General features: G+C 53.2%; 16 protein-coding genes. 12 read left to right on the top strand and 4 right to left on the bottom strand.

The features are described from left to right. Window positions 1–12: 12 nt before the first annotated feature. Entirely contained in the window at window positions 13–1,383 is a 1,371-nt protein-coding gene (locus tag PJE062_RS04255; RefSeq protein WP_008546998.1) for an alpha-glucosidase/alpha-galactosidase, read from the top strand. A 119-nt stretch (window positions 1,384–1,502) separates the two neighbouring features. After that, on the top strand, window positions 1,503–2,273 hold the full coding sequence (locus PJE062_RS04250) for an SDR family NAD(P)-dependent oxidoreductase (protein ID WP_008546924.1): 771 nt from the start codon (window positions 1,503–1,505) through the stop codon (window positions 2,271–2,273). A gap of 28 nt (window positions 2,274–2,301) precedes the next feature. Here PJE062_RS04250 and PJE062_RS04245 read toward each other — a convergent pair whose 3' ends face one another. Beyond that, the gene (locus tag PJE062_RS04245; protein ID WP_208608690.1) at window positions 2,302–3,189 is read right to left on the bottom strand and encodes a helix-turn-helix domain-containing protein; all 888 of its coding nucleotides are present in this window, start codon (window positions 3,187–3,189) and stop codon (window positions 2,302–2,304) included. 222 nt (window positions 3,190–3,411) lie between these two features. Between PJE062_RS04245 and PJE062_RS04240 the strand changes: the two genes are divergently transcribed. The 4 genes from PJE062_RS04240 to PJE062_RS04225 all read left to right on the top strand — a co-directional run bounded on the left by PJE062_RS04240 (window position 3,412) and on the right by PJE062_RS04225 (window position 9,295). Next, window positions 3,412–5,436 carry an ABC transporter substrate-binding protein gene (locus tag PJE062_RS04240; RefSeq protein WP_008546725.1) on the top strand — a complete coding sequence of 675 codons (2,025 nt, stop codon included), beginning with the start codon at window positions 3,412–3,414 and terminating at the stop codon, window positions 5,434–5,436. Between the two features lie 76 nt (window positions 5,437–5,512). After that, on the top strand, window positions 5,513–6,538 hold the full coding sequence (locus PJE062_RS04235) for an ABC transporter permease (protein ID WP_008547168.1): 1,026 nt from the start codon (window positions 5,513–5,515) through the stop codon (window positions 6,536–6,538). After that, window positions 6,538–7,680, top strand: coding sequence for an ABC transporter permease (locus PJE062_RS04230; protein ID WP_008547233.1), 1,143 nt, complete (start codon window positions 6,538–6,540; stop codon window positions 7,678–7,680). The genes PJE062_RS04235 and PJE062_RS04230 overlap by 1 nt, the downstream gene beginning before the upstream one ends. Beyond that, window positions 7,634–9,295, top strand: a complete 1,662-nt coding sequence (locus PJE062_RS04225) for an ABC transporter ATP-binding protein (RefSeq protein ID WP_371256225.1) — start codon at window positions 7,634–7,636, stop codon at window positions 9,293–9,295. Before PJE062_RS04230 ends, PJE062_RS04225 begins: the two co-directional genes overlap by 47 nt. A 41-nt stretch (window positions 9,296–9,336) precedes the next feature. On the opposite strand, the gene PJE062_RS04220 is transcribed toward PJE062_RS04225, so the two are convergent. Further along, complete coding sequence (locus PJE062_RS04220) at window positions 9,337–10,635, bottom strand: DUF3422 family protein (RefSeq protein ID WP_157039041.1); 1,299 nt, start codon at window positions 10,633–10,635, stop codon at window positions 9,337–9,339. Between the two features lie 212 nt (window positions 10,636–10,847). On the opposite strand from PJE062_RS04220, the gene PJE062_RS04215 reads away from it, so the two are divergent. Together PJE062_RS04215 and PJE062_RS04210 are read left to right on the top strand one after the other, a co-directional pair. Then, on the top strand, window positions 10,848–12,344 hold the full coding sequence (locus PJE062_RS04215; RefSeq protein WP_008546226.1) for an alkaline phosphatase: 1,497 nt from the start codon (window positions 10,848–10,850) through the stop codon (window positions 12,342–12,344). Between the two features lie 152 nt (window positions 12,345–12,496). Next, window positions 12,497–13,189 (top strand): HD domain-containing protein, encoded by a 693-nt coding sequence (locus PJE062_RS04210; RefSeq protein WP_008546636.1) that lies wholly within the window; start codon window positions 12,497–12,499, stop codon window positions 13,187–13,189. Window positions 13,190–13,192: 3 nt separating this feature from the next. Here PJE062_RS04210 and PJE062_RS04205 read toward each other — a convergent pair whose 3' ends face one another. Beyond that, window positions 13,193–14,245, bottom strand: a complete 1,053-nt coding sequence (locus tag PJE062_RS04205) for a LacI family transcriptional regulator (protein ID WP_008546830.1) — start codon at window positions 14,243–14,245, stop codon at window positions 13,193–13,195. A gap of 206 nt (window positions 14,246–14,451) precedes the next feature. Between PJE062_RS04205 and PJE062_RS04200 the strand changes: the two genes are divergently transcribed. The 4 genes from PJE062_RS04200 to PJE062_RS04185 all read left to right on the top strand — a co-directional run bounded on the left by PJE062_RS04200 (window position 14,452) and on the right by PJE062_RS04185 (window position 18,713). Next, window positions 14,452–15,702 (top strand): ABC transporter substrate-binding protein, encoded by a 1,251-nt coding sequence (locus PJE062_RS04200; protein ID WP_008546428.1) that lies wholly within the window; start codon window positions 14,452–14,454, stop codon window positions 15,700–15,702. A gap of 64 nt (window positions 15,703–15,766) precedes the next feature. Further along, window positions 15,767–16,711, top strand: a complete 945-nt coding sequence (locus PJE062_RS04195) for a carbohydrate ABC transporter permease (protein WP_371256224.1) — start codon at window positions 15,767–15,769, stop codon at window positions 16,709–16,711. Then, window positions 16,711–17,592 carry a carbohydrate ABC transporter permease gene (locus tag PJE062_RS04190; protein ID WP_008546447.1) on the top strand — a complete coding sequence of 294 codons (882 nt, stop codon included), beginning with the start codon at window positions 16,711–16,713 and terminating at the stop codon, window positions 17,590–17,592. The genes PJE062_RS04195 and PJE062_RS04190 overlap by 1 nt, the downstream gene beginning before the upstream one ends. A gap of 5 nt (window positions 17,593–17,597) precedes the next feature. Then, the gene (locus PJE062_RS04185; RefSeq protein WP_008546540.1) at window positions 17,598–18,713 is read left to right on the top strand and encodes an ABC transporter ATP-binding protein; all 1,116 of its coding nucleotides are present in this window, start codon (window positions 17,598–17,600) and stop codon (window positions 18,711–18,713) included. A 54-nt stretch (window positions 18,714–18,767) separates the two neighbouring features. On the opposite strand, the gene PJE062_RS04180 is transcribed toward PJE062_RS04185, so the two are convergent. Beyond that, the gene (locus tag PJE062_RS04180) at window positions 18,768–19,409 is read right to left on the bottom strand and encodes an MBL fold metallo-hydrolase (protein WP_008546349.1); all 642 of its coding nucleotides are present in this window, start codon (window positions 19,407–19,409) and stop codon (window positions 18,768–18,770) included. Window positions 19,410–19,467: the final 58 nt, after the last annotated feature.

Raw genomic sequence — 19,467 nt, 5'->3', positions numbered from 1 at the left:
TGGGAGAAAAGCATGGCCCGAAACCCCAAAATTACCTTTGTTGGTGCCGGTTCGACCACCTTCATGAAGAACATCATCGGCGATATTCTGCAGCGTCCGGCGCTGTCCGGAGCACACGTTGCTCTCATGGATATCAACGAAGAGCGCCTTGATGAATCTGAAATCGTTGCCCGCAAACTGATTGCGACGCTGGGAGTGAGCGCAACTGTTTCAACCCACACCAACCAGATGGAAGCTCTTGATTCCGCTGACTTTGTTGTGGTCGCCTTCCAGATCGGCGGCTACGAGCCGTGCACTGTAACCGATTTCGAAATTCCAAAGAAATACGGCCTGCGCCAAACCATCGCTGACACCCTCGGCATCGGCGGCATCATGCGCGGCCTGCGCACCGTTCCGCACCTCTGGAGCATCTGCGAAGATATGCTCAAGGTTTGCCCGGAAGCGGTCATGCTGCAATATGTGAACCCAATGGCGATCAACATCTGGGCCATCGCGCAAAAGTACCCACAAATCAAACAGGTAGGCCTCTGCCACTCTGTTCAGGGTACGGTGAAAGAACTGGCCCACGACCTTGATCTGGATCCTGCAAATATCCGCTATAAATGTGCAGGTATCAATCACATGGCATTCTACCTGTATCTGGAAGAGATCAAGGAAGACGGTACTTTCGAAGACCTCTACCCACGTCTGATGGAAGGCTATCGTGAAGGTCGCTATCCAAAGCCATCCACTTGGAATCCACGCTGTCAGAACGTGGTGCGCTACGAAATGCTCACCCGTCTTGGCCACTTCGTGACTGAAAGCTCAGAGCATTTTTCCGAGTATGTGCCGTGGTTTATCAAGCGCGACCGTCCCGATCTTCTGGAGAAATACTCCATTCCGCTCGATGAATATCCGGTTCGCTGCGTAGAGCAGATCGAACGCTGGAAGTCTCAAGTGGAAGACTACAAGAACGCCGAGAGCATCGAAGTGGAGCGCAGTCAAGAGTACGCCTCCACCATCATGAACTCCATCTGGACGGGCGAACCATCCGTAATCTACGGAAACGTACAGAACAAAGGCTACATCACCTCACTGCCTCAAGATTGCGCGGTGGAAGTGCCTTGCCTCGTTGATCGCAACGGCATTCAGCCAACGCATATCGGCAAATTGCCTGCACAGCTGGCCGCACTTATGCGCACCAACATCGGCCCGCAGGAGCTGACAGTTGAAGCTCTCATGACCGAGAACCGTGAGCATATCTACCACGCAGCCATGCTGGATCCGCACACCGCAGCGGAGCTGGATCTGGAGCAGATCTGGGCAATGGTGGACGAGCTTCTGGAAGCGCACAAGGACTGGTTGCCAGCATGGACGCAGAAGCAAGTGCTTGAAACTGCGTAAAAAGAACCTGTGCTTGTTAGAGTAATGCGATGACATAAGCGGTTGTCTGGAACGAGGCAGCCGCTTATGTATATTCTGATATATCAAAGAAGAGTGCCAAGCACTCCCTGGGGGAACAAATGTCTGGGAATGTCACCTTTCATGATCTGAAGGATGCAAGTGTATTCATCACGGGCGGTGGAGCAGGGATCGGCGCAAGCCTCACTGACGGCTTCATGCAACAAGGCGCCAAAGTCGCTTTCGTGCAGCGCTCAGATGCTTCCGACTTTGCTGAGCAGATGAAAGAAAAGCACGGCGTCGCACCTTTGTTCATCAAGTGTGATGTCACCGATGTTGATGCACTGCAGGCTGCCATCAAACAGGCTGAAGAAGCGCATGGCCCAGTCACCGTGCTGGTCAACAATGCTGCAAACGATACCCGCCACAGTCTGGAAGAGTTCACGCAAGATCAATGGGATGCATCCATGAACGTGAACCTACGTCCACACTTCTTCACTGCTCAGGCAGCAGCAGCCGGTATGAAAGCGGCAGGCGGTGGTTCAATCATCAACTTCTCCTCCATCTCCTACATGATGGGCAACGCTGGCTATCCTGCCTACGAGACCTCCAAAGCAGCGATCACCGGCCTGACTCGCGCACTGGCTCGAGAACTGGGGCCAGACAACATCCGCGTGAACGCTTTGATGCCGGGTTGGGTGCTCACACAGCGTCAGAAGGACCTCTGGGCCACACCGGAAGACCTGAAGGCACATCTGGGCCGTCAGTGCCTGAAGGAGCATCTGGAGCCAGACGATATCATTGATGCGACACTGTTTTTGGCGTCCAAGGCTAGCCGCATGATGACCAGTCAGGCACTTGTGATTGATGGCGGCGTCGTCGTCACTGGCTAAAAGTAAAGAACGGGTGGGAAACTGCCCGCTATATTTTTCCGATGTTCCGCGCCTGCTTTCGAAAGGCTGCAGGAGACGTGCTGAAGTGGTTCTGAAACGCCTCGTAAAAGCTTGAGAGCGAACGGAAGCCGGAGTCCATAGCGATGGAGAGGATCTTCATTTCAGACTCTGCAAGCAACATGCGCGCATGAGAAAGCCGCACACGGGTCAGATGCTCCTTGATGGGCAGCCCCACAATTCGCTTGAACAGCGTCATCGCATGGCTTGGCGATAAGCCAACAAACTCAGCAACATCTGTAACGGAAATATCGGAGGTGTGGTTCTCGGAAATGAACCGCAACATCTCTTCCACATGCAGCATGGACTTCCCGCGCCCCACCACCGTGCTTGACTGACGATAGTCATGATGCAGCGTGTTCCAGCCATCCAGTGCCAGTCTGGTAAAGCGCGATGAGATCTCACTCAACACCAGCTTGCGCCAGTTGATGTCATCTCTTTTGAACTCGTTTGCCCAATGTCCAAAGCGAACAGCATCAATCGGGCAGGGCGCTTTGTTGCAAATCACATCTCCGGAAATGAGTGCATCTGTGATGCGTGTTGGCAGCCCCCATTGCAATATTTGTGCAAAGGAGATGTAAAGGTTGACCATATCACCATCACCGCGCACATCCACAACACCGTGCGGCGCAGCCCCCCAGAAACAAATCATGTAACCGGGATGTACCGTCACATGACTTCCCGAGAAGGAATAGTCCATTTCACAGTTGATCAGGAAGTTGACTTCAATAGAAGCATGGTGATGGTACGGTCTTTTGGAGAATACATGAGGTTTATGGCGCATAATTAGGAAATTATCTGTCGACGGGATAACGCTCTGGTCCAGATATTGGCGATATAGATCGTCGCTAATACTCAATTATACATCCTCCTCTTACGTCAATATTCAAAGATCCTAATGAATCGATATTTATGCGAGAGTTCGGCTCTCTGTATTCTCCCATGTGTATAGTATAGAGAAATACGCAGTTTAAAAGCATCTACGAAGAAAATCGGAATTTTTGAGTAGAAAGCCGGAGGAAAATGAGCTGCACCGGTGGCCATGATGGTGTTGGGAGTAACGTAAAAGGGGGAGGAATTGATGTCTTCAACAAACCTTGTGTCTAAAATTTGCTTAGCTGCAGGCGTGAGCCTCTGCGCTGTCATGGCAAGTTCGGCACTGGCCGATAAGATGCCGGTTGAGCAGTCCATGTCCACATTGGAATATGAGCTGCTGTCACGCGGTGATCTGTGGACCTACAAAAAGCTGGATGGCTACAGCGAAGCACCATTCCTGAATGATCTGGTCAAAGCAGGCAAGCTGCCACCAGTTGAAGAGCGCTTGCCAGCAGAGCCGCTTGTCATGAAAACCATGGCAATGTCCGATGGTGTCGGCGTTTACGGCGGCGTGTTCCGCCACGTGATTGGCGGTCGTCCGGAAGGTTGGAACTGGCTCGCTGGCCAGCATCAGGGCTGGGGCGGCATCAACATGGCCGTTCAGGAATGTCTGGTCCGCAATGGCCCGCTCTGGCAGGTTAAAGCAGAAGAACAGTCTGGTCCGCTGCCAAATCTGGCTAAAAGCTGGGAGTGGAGCGAAGACAAGACCGAGCTGACCATGCATCTGGTTGAAGGTATCAAATGGTCAGATGGTGATCCGTTTGATACAGAAGACATCCGCTTCTGGTGGGAAGACAACGTTCTGGATGAAAACGTTGCATCTCGTTTGCCAAAAGGCGGTCTCGGTGACGGCACCACTCTTGAAGTGATTGATGCTTACACATTCAAGTTCACCTTCACCAAGCCGCAAGGCCCGGAAATCCTCAAATCTCTGGCTTACATTCAGGGCTGCCCTGGACCAGCACATGCTCTGAAGGCAAAGCATCCGAAGTACAACAAGGATGCATCCTACGAAGAATATCGCAATGCAATGCCAGCAGATGCGGTGCCACCAGCCGTGCTGGGCGCTTGGGTGCCAGTACGCCACAAAGCAGATGAGTTAGTTATTCTGCGACGCAATCCGTTCTACTGGAAGACGGATGAAGCTGGTAATCAGCTGCCATATCTGAACGAAATGCACTTTAAGCTGACCACATGGTCAGACCGCACCACACAGGCAGTGGCGGGCACCGGCGACTTCTCCAACATGGAAAATCCGGGCAACTACGTGGAAGCGCTCAAGCAGACCCTTTCTGCAGATGCGCCAGTTAAAGCCAACTTTGGCCCGCGCGTTCTCTCCTGGCGTCTGGAGTTCAACTTCTCTGAGACCAACGGTGTTCAGGACGAAGTCGATGCAGAACTGCGCAAGTTTTTTAGAAACAAAGACTTCCGCGTTGCAGTCAGCCATGCGCTGGATCGTCAGGCAATCGGTCAGTCCGTTGCGCGTGGTCCGTTCATGTATCCGTACTCCGGCGGCTTCTCCAGCGGGTCTCCGTATTACGACTACGACAGCACCGTTTACTATCCATACGATCTGGCGAAAGCCAACGCCATGCTGGATGCTCTGGGCCTGAAAGATACAGATGGTAACGGCATCCGCAACATGCCGGGCACGGGTGCTGATCTGGAAATCGATATGATGACCGATCGCCAGCAGGTAACAGACAAAAAACAGGCAGACGCTGTCATCCTGATGCTGGCAGAAGCAGGCATCCGTGTCCTCATCCGCAATGTGGACGTGATCGACACAGCCTCCAAGAGCGGCGACTTCAACATGTTGATCCGCCGTAAGGAATGGAACCTGCCGACTCGTGAGACCTGCTATCAGCTTCCAATCGCCAACAGCTGCCCATCGCGGCACCTGCCGGGCTCAGATGGCTCACGCAATCTGATGGATTTCGAAGTTGAGATGGTCGACGCCTACAACACCATCCTGTCCAGCTGGGACGCCGTTGAAGCAGCTGAAGCTGCCAAGACAATCCAGCGACTGTGGACTGAAAATGCCTACACCATTGGCACCGTTCAGGCTCCTGCTGCGCTTCTCGTCAACAAGCGCATCAAGAACGCTCACCCTGGCACACCAGTCAACATGTTCGAATGGGCAGAAGACGGTGTGGTGCGTGAGCGCCTCTGGACACCAAAGGATCAGCAGTTGAAAGAACTCCTCCCAGGAACAATCGCTGAATACTAAGGAGAAAGGGCGGGCCGCTTCTGGCCCGCCCTCGAAATAATAAGTAAAAATGCTCATAGCTGGGAGGGCTAGACAGATGGGCCTGTTACGCTTTTTGGCGCAACGTGCAGCTGCAACACTGGTCTTGTTGATTGGGATCTCCATTGTATCCTTCGCAATCATACAAGCCGTACCGGGCGACTACGTTGACATGTGGATGTCAACCACTGCCGCACAAACCGGGCAATCCCGTGCAGCTTTGGAACCTCAAGCAGAAATTCTTCGCGCGCAGTTAGGGCTGGATCAGCCCGTTGTTGTGCAGTACTGGCGCTGGGTCGTCGGCATCGTCACCGCTGGCAACTTTGGGGACTCGTTCTTCTTCTCCAAACCAGTCACGGAAGTCATCGGCCTGCGTTTACCACGCACATTGGCTCTGGCATTCACCGCAATGGTACTCGCCCAGTTCATCGGTGGTGCGCTCGGTGTTTACGCAGCAATGAACCAGTACAAGCTTGGCGACACCATTTCGACCATCGTTGCTTTTCTCGGCATCGTTATCCCGAAATTCGTGATCTCGCTGATCATTCTGTATTATCTGGCCTTCGTCTGGCACTCACCTTATATCGGCGCGCTCCAGTCGCCTGAATATCTTCTGCAGGATCATTGGTCCCTTGATAAGCTTTGGGACTTCCTCAAACACGTCTGGCCAATCTTGCTCATCTCCATCTGGGCAGGACAGGCATACACGCTGCGCATGATGCGCGGAAACCTGCTGGACGTGATGAAATCCCAGTACATTGAAACCGCGCGCGCCAAGGGTCTGTCCCGCCGCCGCATCATCATGGTGCACGCCATCCCGAATGCGCTGCATCCCGTCATCATGAACATCGGCAGCCGCTTTGAGTACATGATCAAAGGTGAAATCGAGATTGCAATCGTTCTTGGCGTTCCAACAATCGGCCCGCTGATCCTGTCTTCAGTTGCTGAGCGAGACATGTATGTGGTCGCTGCCATCTTCATGCTCGTCGCCACCATCATGGTGGTTGGAAATCTGGTCGCTGACCTGCTTCTGGCCGTTGTAGACCCACGTGTCCGTCAGGCTGCAATGGAAGGAAACACGTGATGACCCAGATTGATAGCGATGCAATTGAACACGGCAGTGTAGATGCGCAGCAACTGGCAGAAGACCGGCCTTCCATTTCGTACTGGGGCCTCGTCGTTCGCCGCTTCGTCCGCAACAAATACGGCATGGTCGGCTTCATTGCCTGCATGCTGATCTTCCTGACGGCCATTTTCGCGGGCTTTATCGCGCCATATGGACCGCAGACAGCCAACCGTGCGGCGTTGTACTCACCGCCGCAAACACTGCATTTCTTCACACCAGACGGCAGTTTGACCACGCCATACGTCACTGGCTTCAAAGAAGAAATGAACATGCAGACCTTCGAGATCACATTCGTTCCCGATCTCGATAAGATCTCCTATGTCGCTCTGTTCGTGGAAGGGGAGCCCTGGCAGTTTCTGGGTATGACCTTCAACACCCACCTGTTTGGCACAACAGACGGCAGCAAGTTCCACATTCTGGGCACGGACAATCTGGGCCGTGATGTGTACTCCCGTATGATCTACGGCACTCGCATCACATTGCTTATGGCACTGCTGGTGATGGGTTCCGCTTGCGTGATTGGCATCATTATGGGCGTCAGCTCAGGCTATTTTGTCGGGCTTTATGATCTCGTCGTCCAGCGACTGGTGGAGTTCATCAAAGCGTTTCCGGATCTGCCGCTCTATCTGGCTCTTGTTGCCTTGCTGCCGCGCCGCGCTGAACCGATCACCATCTTCATCATGTTCGCATGCATTCTCGTGTTGCTAAGATGGGCGGACCTCTGCCGTGAACTGCGCGGTAAAGTCTTTTCTATGCGCAATCTGGAGTATGTCCGGGCCGCCGAAGCTGTGGGCGCATCCAACAGTCGTATCATCGGTGCTCATATTGTGCCGAACACATCGTCACACATCATCGTCTGGGCAACCTATCAGCTACCGGAAATCATCCTGCTGGAGAGTTTCCTGTCGTTCCTCGGTGTGGGCATCCAACAGCCGATGGTCTCCTGGGGCAGCATGCTCAACCAGATCCTCGACTTCCAGTCCTTCAGTGCAGCGCCATGGATGATGGCACCAGTTGCGATGATCATCATTTCCGTACTCGCCTTCAACGCCGCTGGCGATGGCCTTCGTGATGCAATGGATCCCTACAGCAATGCCTAGTATCGATCAAACACAACACAAAGACCTTCTCACCATCCGCGATGTGGCCGTCAGCTTCAAAACAGTGACGGGAACAGTGGAGGCAGTGAAAGGCGTCAGCTACTCCGTAGCAAAGGGCGAAACGCTGGCCGTGGTGGGAGAGTCCGGCTCCGGCAAGTCCGTCACCGCCCGCGCCATCATGGGTATGCTCGCTGAAAACGCCACATTGGCGGAAGGCTCGCACATCGAGTTTGATGACCGTGATCTGGCGAATATGAGTGAGCTGGAGCTGCAAAAGATCCGTGGCAACCGTATCTCCATGATCTTTCAGGAACCGCTCACCAGCCTCAATCCGGTCTATCGCATCGGTGACCAGATCATTGAGATGATCCGCTCTCACCGCAAAATCTCGAAGGCAGACGCTAAAGTCGAAGCCATCCGCATGCTGGATGAGGTGAAGATCCCGGATCCGGAAATCCGCTTCAGCCAGTATCCGCACCAGCTTTCAGGTGGCCAACGCCAGCGTGTCATGATCGCCATGGCACTGGCAAACGAACCGGACCTTCTGATCGCAGATGAGCCAACCACGGCATTGGACGTTACCGTGCAGGCCGAAATCCTGAAGCTCATGAAAGAGCTGCAGCAGCGCCACAACATGGCAATCATCCTCATCACCCACGACCTCAATGTGGTACGTCAGGTGAGTGATCGTGTTTGTGTTATGCGGGCAGGGAAACTAGTGGAGACCGGAACGACCAAAGAGGTCTTTGAAACGCCATCTCACCCGTACACCCGGCACCTGATCGCCAGTGAGCCAACAGGCTCGCCGGATGAGCTGGAAGAGGGGCTGTATGATCTGCTGCAGGCAGATAAAGTGCGGGTCACGTTCAAATCCAAACACGGCAGCTTCTTCAGTCGCAAGACCAAGGAACTGGTCGCGGTCAATGACATCTCCCTCAAGATCAAATCAGGTGAAACGCTTGGGATCGTAGGGGAGTCTGGATCAGGTAAATCCACTCTGGGCATGTCGATCCTGCAGCTTCTTAAAGCGGATGCTGGTGCCATCACCTTTGATGGCAGCCGGATCGATAACCTGACCAAGAAGGAGCTGAAACCGCTCAGAACAGACCTGCAAGTGGTCTTTCAGGATCCGTTTTCTTCGCTTAACCCGCGTATGGTCGTGGGTGAGATTGTGGGCGAGGGCCTCAAGGTCAATAGTATCGGCAGCAGTCATAAAGAGCGGCAGTCCATGGTCGCAGAAGCTCTGGACGCCGTACAGATGCCACGCAGCACCATGGATCGCTTTCCCCATGAGTTCTCTGGCGGTCAACGTCAGAGGATCGCTATTGCGCGCTCCATCGTTTTAAAGCCCAAGTTCATCCTGCTGGATGAGCCTACATCTGCTCTCGATCTGTCCATTCAGGCGCAGATTATCGACCTGCTGAAAGACCTGCGCAATAAGCTGAAGCTGAGCTATCTCTTCATCAGTCATGATCTCAAGGTGGTTAAAGCTTTGTGCCATAACGTGATGGTCATGCAGCACGGCAATGTGGTGGAAGCTGGCAAAACGCTGGATGTCCTACACAGGCCGCAAACCGAATACACGCAGCGTCTGGTTTCTGCGGCGTATCTCTAAGAGTTCCGATGGCGGCGTGCATCGTCGCCATCACTGCCCCTTCAGTGTGCTGCCTTGAGTTTTCTGAGGAAGTACCAAAGTACCCCAACCACCAAGGGCACGGATGCAGCCATGCCCACAGCGGGATCAATCGGCGACCCAAACGTCTTGGCACCTTTCAGCGCATACCCAATCAGACTGATCACATAATACGAGATCGCCGCGATGGAGAGACCTTCCACGGTCTGCTGCAAGCGCAACTGATACTTGGCACGCTGATCCATCGAGCTCAACAGATCCCGGTTCTGCCGTTCCAGCTCCACATCCACCCGGGCCCGCAGCAAACCAACCGCGCGCGTCAACTTGCGAGACAGATTGGCCTGTCGCTCCTCAATGGCCCGGCACGTCTGCATGGCAGGGGCGAGCCGACGGTTCAAGAAACGCCCGACCATGTCGTAACCAGAAACGCTGGCCTCTCCCAGTGTCTCAAGACGACGCCTCACAATGTCAGAGTAAGCTCGCGTCGCACCAAACCGGAAAAGGCTTTCCATGGCAGAGGCCTCCAGATCAGCGGCCAGCGAGGAAAGATCTGACAAAAGCTCTTCGTTTTGAGCCAGTGACTGCGGCTCTTTACTGCCGGAACTGCGAAGTTGCGAGGTGATCTGAACCAACTCACTCTCAATCCGGCTGACGATGACCTGCTGCTTACGCGCTTCATAAAGCCCTAGCAGAGAAAGCGTCTTGTAGGTCTCCAACTCCAACACTCGTCGCACCGTTGCACCGAGCTCCAATGGAGACAGCCCATGATCCAGCAGCAGAAAAGAAACAATGCCCTCATCGTTGGCTTGAAAGTCAGTCACCAACGTCGCGCGCCCTTCAATCACCTCAGAGACACTGAGACTTGCTGCGTCAAACTCTTCAAACAGGTCTTCTGAGAGTGGAGAGACTGCGGTTTTTACGGTGAGCTGAACGGCAGCAATCAGCTCGCCGGGAGGAGAGAGTTTGCCACTGGCGAACAAAGAGGAGTTGATAGACCGGCCATCGCTAAGAGCTGCTTTCAGAGACTTTTCAATGGCATAGGTGGAGAACTCGCTGTGTTGCTCCCAACGCAGTGAATAGCCCTCAAAGGCATGGTGCAAATAATGCTCTGAAGCCTCATCAGTAAACGTGGAAAGCGCTTGTCGTTCTGCGTGCTTCCGGTCCTGATCCACCATGAAGGCATACTGCACAATCTGCCATTCACCTTGGATCGGCACAAAGGGGCGTGCATGGACTTCTGCAAGAATTGCTTGCCGAAGCGGATGTTCAGCAAATAGCTGAGTTGTAGGTGTTGCCTCCAACAGATCGTCTAGTTCACTCAATGCGCCCCTCATGATCTTCATGCCCGAAAGGTTGAGTGTGAAGTAGACTGCTTTTGCGATCTACATAAAATTACGTATTGCGCGCGATTGTCGCAGGGCAGTCGTTGCAAACAATATGAAATCTAAGTCGAATTCTTAGGGTTCATCACAGTGAACTCTAAGACTTGTAAACTACACACTGCGCCCAAAATAACACCTGTTGAGGGCTGAATATGAGAGTGCCACTTGCTGCGGTCCTGTTGACCTGTTCCACCGCTCTGGCTTGGGCAGAGCCTGATTTTCCTCAAAAAAACAATCGATGGTTTGAAGCAGCAGAAGCTGAAATCCAGAGTAAACTGGCTCAGCAACCCATCACAAAGCCAGCTAAAAACATCATTCTGATGATTGCGGATGGCAACGGCATCGCAACCAACTACGCCACACGCATCTTTCAGGGTCAGCAAAACGGTTTGCTGGGGGAAGAAAACGTTCTGCCTCAGGAGGCCTTTCCTCACAGCGCACTGGTCAAAACCTACAACGTCAATGCGCAATCACCAGATTCAGCTGGAACGGGAACGGCCTTTCACTCAGGGGTCAAAACCAAATCCGGTGTGCTGGGTGTCGATGAAACAGTGAACTTTGCCGATTGCTCGGCAGTGAAAGCGGGCAGTGTCGCGACAATTGCAGAGGTTCTGGCTGCCCAAGGCAAAGCTGTCGGCATCATCACGACGGCCAGCCTGACAGATGCAACTCCAGCCTCAGCTTATGCTCACGTAGCCTCAAGGCGTTATGAGGATGATGCCAGCGTGCCGGACGGCTGTGATGTTCCAGATATCGCTGTACAGCTGCTGGATCAGATCAAAAACGGCACCATCGACATCGCTATGGGAGGAGGGCGCCGCCACATGCTCCCTGAAACGGCGACAGACAAAGACAGCAAAGATAGAAACCGCAGAGATGGCCGCAATCTCATTGACGAAGCCAAAGAGTTTGGCGCCACCTATGTCTGGGATGAGAAGTCCTTCAGCGAACTTGATCCCTCAGCTGGCAAGCCAGTGCTTGGTGTTTTTAGCTCAGGTCACATGGATTACGACTATGATCGAAAAGACCAGCCATCCCTCGCAGAAATGGTGAAACTGACCATTGAATCGCTGCAAGATAACGAAAATGGCTTCTATATGCTGGTGGAAGGAGGCCGTGTTGACCATGCCAACCATGCCGGAAACCTCTTCCGGGCGCTGACGGACGGCGTTGCTTTTGCAGAGGCTGTAGCTATGGCTGAGCAGATGACCAGTGATCAGGATACGCTGATCATCGTGACAGCGGACCATGCTCATACACTTTCCTTCAATGGCTATTGTGGACGTGGGTCACCCATCAACGGCCTGTGCATGGGCATCGACAACAACGGCGTCAAACACACTGATGAAATGCTTCTGGGGCTGGATGGCAAGCCCTTCACTGTTGCAGGTTACTTGAACGGCACAGGCTCCATTCTGACAGAAGAAAACAACTGGTTTGGCACACGTCCTGTTGTCTCTCAGGAAGAAGCGCTGGATCCGGACTACAAACAGCAATCGCTGCTTCCGCTGGACAAGGAAACGCATGCGGGAACGGATGTTGCTGTCTATGCCAAAGGCCCGTGGGCGCACCTGTTTGATGGTACAATTGAGCAGAACTACATCTTCAACGTCATGAACTACGCCGCCAACGCCAAAGAAGAGGAATGAAGGCGCCTGGTACCTTGGTGTATCATGCACAATATCGACTTTGGCGTCTCTCGGACCTCGCGAAAATTTGTCGGGGGATCAGGTTAGTTTAGCCTCGAAATGCACACTGACCTGACGTAGGTTTCGGGCTCATTTTGCAAAAGTGAGTTCCGATGATTGAGTTCGAAAAGAAGTTGGAAGCCGCGCTGAAAGCGCATGATCAGAGTGATGATGCCAGTCATGATCTCTACCACGCCCGCCGTGTAAAACTAGCTGCGCTGGATATCGCTGCACGCCGCGGCGAAGGGGACGAGGAAGTACTTGTCGCTGCGGCCTATTTGCATGATCTGGTCAACGTTCCCAAGAACTCCCCGGACCGTGCAAAAGCCTCCAAACTGTCCGCAGACGCAGCTGAGCCGATCCTTCAGGAACTCGACGTAGCTGCTGATAAAATCGAACGGATCAAACACGCGATCGAAGCGCACAGCTTCTCAGCGGAAATCGAGCCACAAACCATCGAAGCCAAGATTCTGCAAGATGCAGATCGTCTGGAATCCCTCGGTGCTATTGGTATCGCGCGCACGTTCTACATCGCTAAAACCATGAACTCCAACCTGTTCCATGGTGGTGATCTGTTCGCCAGTGAGCGTGAGCTTGATGACAAGGCCTTCGGTGTCGATCACTTCGCCCTGAAGCTCCTGAAACTGCATAAAACCATGCAGACCAAGGAAGGCTGCGAAGTCGCGCGCGAACGCACCGACTACATGATCGGCTTCCTAAAGCAACTGGCCGCTGAAACAGGCTTCACCTATCCTGAAAGTCACGATCTTTGGATTGAAGAAGAAACGTCGAAAGTCGCCTCCTGAATCTCAGTCCTGAAAGGACTTGAGAGACGGGAAAGTGATATCCGGATCCTGGATGGTCTGCTCAAACGGGCCATCCGGATGTTCCATGGTTTTCAGCAGGTTGGTACCCAGCAGAACGCCAGCTTCCTGAATGTCTTCACTGATGTTGTCGATGTGCGGATCAATCTGATGCAGCGTCTGCGAACTTGACTTCACCACCGCATCAAAATCCAACCCACGCGCTTTCCCGGCCTGACGATAACCGTTCGCAATCGCAAGGAATGATGTTTCACCCGGACAGATGAACCCATCAGGCGCTTCCGGTGAGCTGGCGATGTTCTTCGCCCACTCAAACACTTCCGGCATATCCGAATCCAGACTGATCCCACCCGGAATATAGCTCTGCAGCCCTTCCTGACGGATGGCGCGCATATAGCCGTAGTTCAGATGCTGGTGGAACGTGAACTGGTTAGGGGGCAGGATAATGCAAATCCGCCGCCGTCCTTTCTGCATCAATCGCAGCACGGACTCGTAGGCAAACTTCTCGTTGTCATAGTCAACGTAGGAGTGCTGATAACCGAATTCAGTCCGTCCATGCGTGGTGAACGGAAAACTGCGCTCCCGCAGAAACCGCACCCGCTCATCAAAAGGGCGCGTCCGTGAGAAGATGATTCCGTCCGCCAGCTTATTGCGCACGATGTACTCAACCGGCTCAATCGGGTCACCGCCAAGAAACTGCGGTGTCACGTTCAAATGATAATCCGTCCCCGCCAAAGCATGAGCCACACCGGTGATCAGGGAGTTCCCAAACCCAAGGATTTCGTTGTGTGGATCGAGAATCAGCGAAACAACTTTGGTCTTGCCCGTACGCAACCTTTGAGCGGCGCGATCAGGAACATAGCCGATTTCTTCAGCAACTTTACTTACGCGCAGGCGGGTTGCCTGTGCAATCTTTTCATCCCCCTGAAGCGCCCGCGAGACAGTTGTCACCGCAAGGCCGGTGATTTCCGCAATTGTCTTCTGCGTCGGTTTCGAAGCGGAGTGAGAGGAGGAAATTGTTGGTTTTTTCGTCGGCATATGAAACCAGTTTACCTACCGTAAGTCAGTCAGATCTTCATTATAACGATGCAACAAATTCAGTGAGTAGCATTTGATACAAAAAAGATCATTCAAGTCAATGGCTTCACTTTTGGCATTGACAGATCCGATATTTGTAACGTTATAAGTACTATGTTAGTCGTATTTTTGTGTAGAAATTTTAAGTTGTGATCGGGAGGCAACACATGCACAAACTACTAGTGAAAACCACATCCGCTCTGGCACTGCTGGCTGCAACAGCAACCACATCCGTAGCGGCAGACGTGGAAGTTCTGCACTGGTGGACTTCAGGCGGTGAAGCGGCTGCGCTGAACGTACTGAAGAAAGACTTGGAATCTCAGGGCATCGGTTGGGCTGATATGCCTGTAGCAGGCGGCGGCGGTGAATCCGCAATGACCGTTCTGCGTGCACGCGTTACAGCTGGCAACGCGCCAACTGCAGTTCAGATGCTCGGTTTCGACATCCAGGACTGGGCGAAAGAAGGCGCTTTGGCTGACCTGAACGCAGTTGCTGCAAAAGAAGGCTGGGACAAAGTTGTTCCTGCTGCTCTTCAGCGTTTTGCGAAGTACGATGGCAAGTGGATCTCCGCGCCAGTAAACGTACACTCCACCAACTGGGTATGGGCAAACAAAGCAGTGCTGGACAAGCACGGCATTGCAGCTCCAACCACTTGGGAAGAGTTCACCGCAGCGCTTGATAAGCTGAAAGCAGCTGGCGTAACACCACTCGCACACGGCGGTCAGGCTTGGCAGGACGCAACCCTGTTCGACGCAATCGTCATGAGCACCGGTGGCGCAGACTTCTATAAAGCTGCATTCATCGATCTGGACGAAGCTGCTCTTGGTTCTGACACCATGAAAGAAGCGTTTGATCGCATGGCTGTCCTGCGCGCAAACGTTGACGAAAACTTCTCCGGTCGTGACTGGAACCTTGCAACTGCAATGGTCATCAACGGCGAAGCTGGTTTCCAGATGATGGGTGACTGGGCAAAAGGTGAGTTCCTCGGCGCTGGCAAAAAGCCAGGCGAAGACTTCCTCTGTTTCCGCTTCCCAGGCACGCAGAACCAGGTCACCTTCAACGCTGACCAGTTCGCAATGTTCGATCAGGGCGGTGAAGTGTCCAAAGAGCAGGCAGCTCTGGCAAGCGCGATCCTTTCTCCAACCTTCCAGTCTGCGTTTAACGTAGTGAAGGGTTCTGTTCCAGCACGTACCGACGTTTCTGACGAAGCGTTTGATGCATGTGCAAAACAGGGCATGAAAGATCTGGCAGCAGCTGCAGCAAGCGGTAACCTCTTCGGTTCCATGGCGCATGGCCACTCTGCACCAGCATCCGTGAAAAACGCCATTTATGACGTTGTAACTGCACACTTTAACGGTGAGTACGACTCCGCTACTGCTGTTGAAGAGCTGGTAGACGCTGTCTCCATCGCGAAGTAATTTTAAGTGGGGCCGATGCGTCGGCCCCATTTTCGAAAAAACAACATAATATCTGGGGGCAGGGATCATGGTCGACCAGACCACTTCATCCGTTGCCATGGCCGCTGACTACCAAGCGCCAACGGCAGTAAAACCGGACCTGCGGACAAGACTCCAAAATCTCATTCCAAAACTGGTGCTATCACCCTCCTTGGCTCTGATCTTGGTCTTTGTCTATGGATTTATCATTTTCTCCGTATATCTCTCCTTCACAGGAAGCCGCATCCTGCCGGTTTACGATTGGGTAGGGCTGGAGAACTATGAAAAGCTATTCCAGCTGCGGCATTGGTCCATTGCCATCAAAAACCTCGGCATCTTCGCCGGTCTGTACATCGCAATCTGTACAGCCATCGGCTTGAGCCTTGCGATTTTTCTGGACCAGAAGATCCGCGGTGAGGGCTTCTTGCGTCCAATCTTCCTGTATCCGATGGCGCTCAGCTTCATCGTGACAGGTACGGCATGGAAATGGTTCCTCGATCCGGGCATCGGCCTTGAGCACACCATGCACCTGTGGGGCTGGGAAAGCTTCGAGTTCGACTGGATCAAAAACCGCGACTTTGCAATCTACACCGTTGTGATTGCTGCGGTCTGGCAAACATCCGGCTTTGTGATGGCCATGTTCCTTGCTGGTCTACGCGGCATCGATAATGAGATCCTCAAAGCAGCTCAGATCGACGGTGCGTCCAACTGGAACATGTACCGCCGCATCATCATTCCGCAGCTGCGTCCGGCATTCCTGTCAGCCTTTGTGATCCTGTCACACCTCGCCATCAAGTCCTACGACCTTGTCGTGGCATTGACTGGTGGTGGGCCTGGCCGCGCTACTGAGGTGCCAGCGACCTTCATGTACTCGTACACCTTCACGCGCAACCAGATGGGTATCGGTGCCAGCTCCGCTGTTATCATGCTTATGACCATTGCCGCGATCATGGTGCCGTACCTCTATGCCGAACTGCGGGAGAAAAAATAATGTCCGTAGCCTCGACAGATAATGCCATCAACACAGGGCGCATCACGCGCGCATTCATCTACCTGATGTTGATCCTGTTCGCCACGTTCTACCTGCTGCCATTCGGCATCATGGTCATCAACTCCGTAAAGCCGCTCTCTGAAATCACGGGTGGCAACATGATGGCGCTGCCTCAGGCCTTTACGCTGGAACCATGGCTCAAAGCCTGGAACAGCGCGCAGATCGGTGTTGAGCCAACAGGTTTGAAACCATACTTCTGGAACTCCCTGAAAATGGTATTCCCGGCAGTTGCAATCTCAACCGTTCTGGGTGCTTTGAATGGCTACGTGCTGACCAAGTGGCGCTTTAAGGGTGATACCATCCTGTTCGGTCTGATGCTGTTTGCCTGCTTCATTCCATTCCAGATCGTGTTGATCCCAATGGCGCGTGTGCTTGGTTTCCTCGGCATCGCGGGTTCTACACCGGGTCTTGTTCTGGTGCACGTGGTCTACGGCCTTGGCTTCACCACGCTGTACTTCAGAAACTACTATCAGGTGTTCCCGACAGAGCTGATCCGCGCAGCACAGATTGATGGAGCAGGGTTCTTCCGCATCTTCTGGCGCATCATGCTGCCAAGTTCAGGTCCAATCATCGTGGTTTCCGTCATCTGGCAGTTCACCAACATCTGGAATGACTTCCTGTTTGGTGCGTCCTTTGCGGATCTTGATAGTCAGCCAATGACCGTGGCTCTGAACAACCTCGTCAGCTCTTCAACGGGCGTCAAAGAATATAACGTTCATTTTGCCGGAGCGATCCTCGCCGCATTGCCGACATTGCTCGTGTACATCGTGGCTGGCCGCTACTTCGTAAGAGGCCTGATGGCCGGATCGGTGAAGGGATAAGTACTATGAGCTTTCTGAAAATCAACAATGCGACCAAGTCTTACGGCTCTACAAAGGTGCTTCACAACATCGATATCGACGTGGAAGAAGGGGAGTTCCTTGTTCTCGTCGGGCCGTCCGGTTGCGGTAAATCCACTCTGCTCAACATGATCGCTGGTCTGGAGGACATCACCTCCGGCACCATCGACATCAAAGGGCAGACTATGAACGGGGTCCACCCGTCCAAGCGTAACATCGCCATGGTGTTCCAGTCCTACGCGCTGTATCCAAACATGACCGTAGGCCAGAACATCACGTTCGGTCTGGAAATGCACGGCGTTGCCAAGGCTGAGCGCGACAAGTCCATGAACGAAGTCGCTGAAATGCTGCAGATCAAGCAGCTGCTGAACCGTAAACCGGGCCAGCTCTCAGGCGGTCAGCGTCAGCGCGTAGCCATGGGCCGTGCGCTTGTGCGCGATCCGGACGTTTTCCTGTTCGATGAGCCGCTTTCCAACCTTGATGCAAAGCTGCGTGTGGACATGCGCACTGAGATCAAGAAGCTGCACCAGAAGCTTGGCACCACTATTGTTTACGTGACCCACGACCAGATCGAAGCAATGACGCTGTCCACGCGCATCGCTGTGATGAATGGCGGTTACGTACAGCAGTTGGGCACGCCAAAAGAGATCTATGACACGCCTGCGAACCTGTTTGTGGCAAGCTTTATGGGTTCTCCAAGCATGAACCTGGTGCCTGCAAAGGTCGTCGCCAACGGCGATGGCATTTTCGCGCAGCTGCCAACCGGTTTGAGCGATCAGGTGAATCTCAAGTTCTCCAACCCGACCGAAGCTCTGAAGGGCTTTGATCAGAAGGAAATCGTGCTGGGCATCCGCCCAGAAGCGATCACTGATCCTGAAGGAGCGGACCGCAAGGCCAACCACATCGAGCAGATCACCAACCGCGTCATCGTCACCGAACCAGCGGGCTCAGACACCTACGTGATGTCTTCTCTGGGCGGAAAGGACTGCAACGCACGCATGCGGGCTGATGCGCAGGTAACTGCAGGTCAGGACGTCCCGTTCGCGATCAACATGGATAAAGCCATCCCGTTTGATCCATCCTCTGAAATGCGCATCGCGTAGTTTTAAAGGTAAGAGCATGTTCAAAAGCCGGAGTGGTTCACTCCGGCTTTTTTGTTAGTCCAAGATCTCCCAGATTTTCTCGTCGATCAGGTCGTGCCATTCAGACTGTGTAACTTCAACGATCTCATAGTGGCCCATGGCAACGCTGCAAAGGATCACGTCCACGGGCAGCTCTCTCAGTCTGCGCAATGTTGCCACCAACTCCTGTCTGTTACCCCCATCACTGGTCATCACCAGCGTTCTGAAACGGCCATTATCCAGATAGATCGTATCGCCGGTAAACAGGTAGTTCTTGCCAGTGGGCGAGGCATAATAGAAGCACAGATTGTTGTCCGTATGCCCGGGCGCATAAAGCGCCTGAAATCCGTCGTCTCCGGCAAATGGCCCGTTGCCTTTAAGAAGTCGATCTGGAGCGACATCACCAGAAAAGAACTTGGCAATGTTCTCATGCCCGATGAGCTTTGAGCCAAGCACGAAACGCAACTCTCCGAGACTCTCTGAGATTTCGTGATTGTGAGACAGATACTGCTCATCAACGCCGCCCATCTCACGTAACTGATGTGCGACATCCTGATTTTCAAAATGTGAAATCAGGATGTTCCGATCTGGTGTTTTCAGAAAATAGGCGTGGGAGAGCAATGTCGTAAATCGCTTCTCCAGAGGGACCTGCCACAGATCATCGTAAATCTTCTTCATCAGTTATTCCTTATTGGCTCTTGATTACTGCCATGATCTCTTCTAATTCCTCAAGTAA

Origin of the sequence: Pseudovibrio sp. JE062 (genome assembly GCF_000156235.1) — a bacterium.
Lineage (GTDB): Bacteria > Pseudomonadota > Alphaproteobacteria > Rhizobiales > Stappiaceae > Pseudovibrio.
This window is presented reverse-complemented; position numbering and strand designations above follow the sequence as displayed.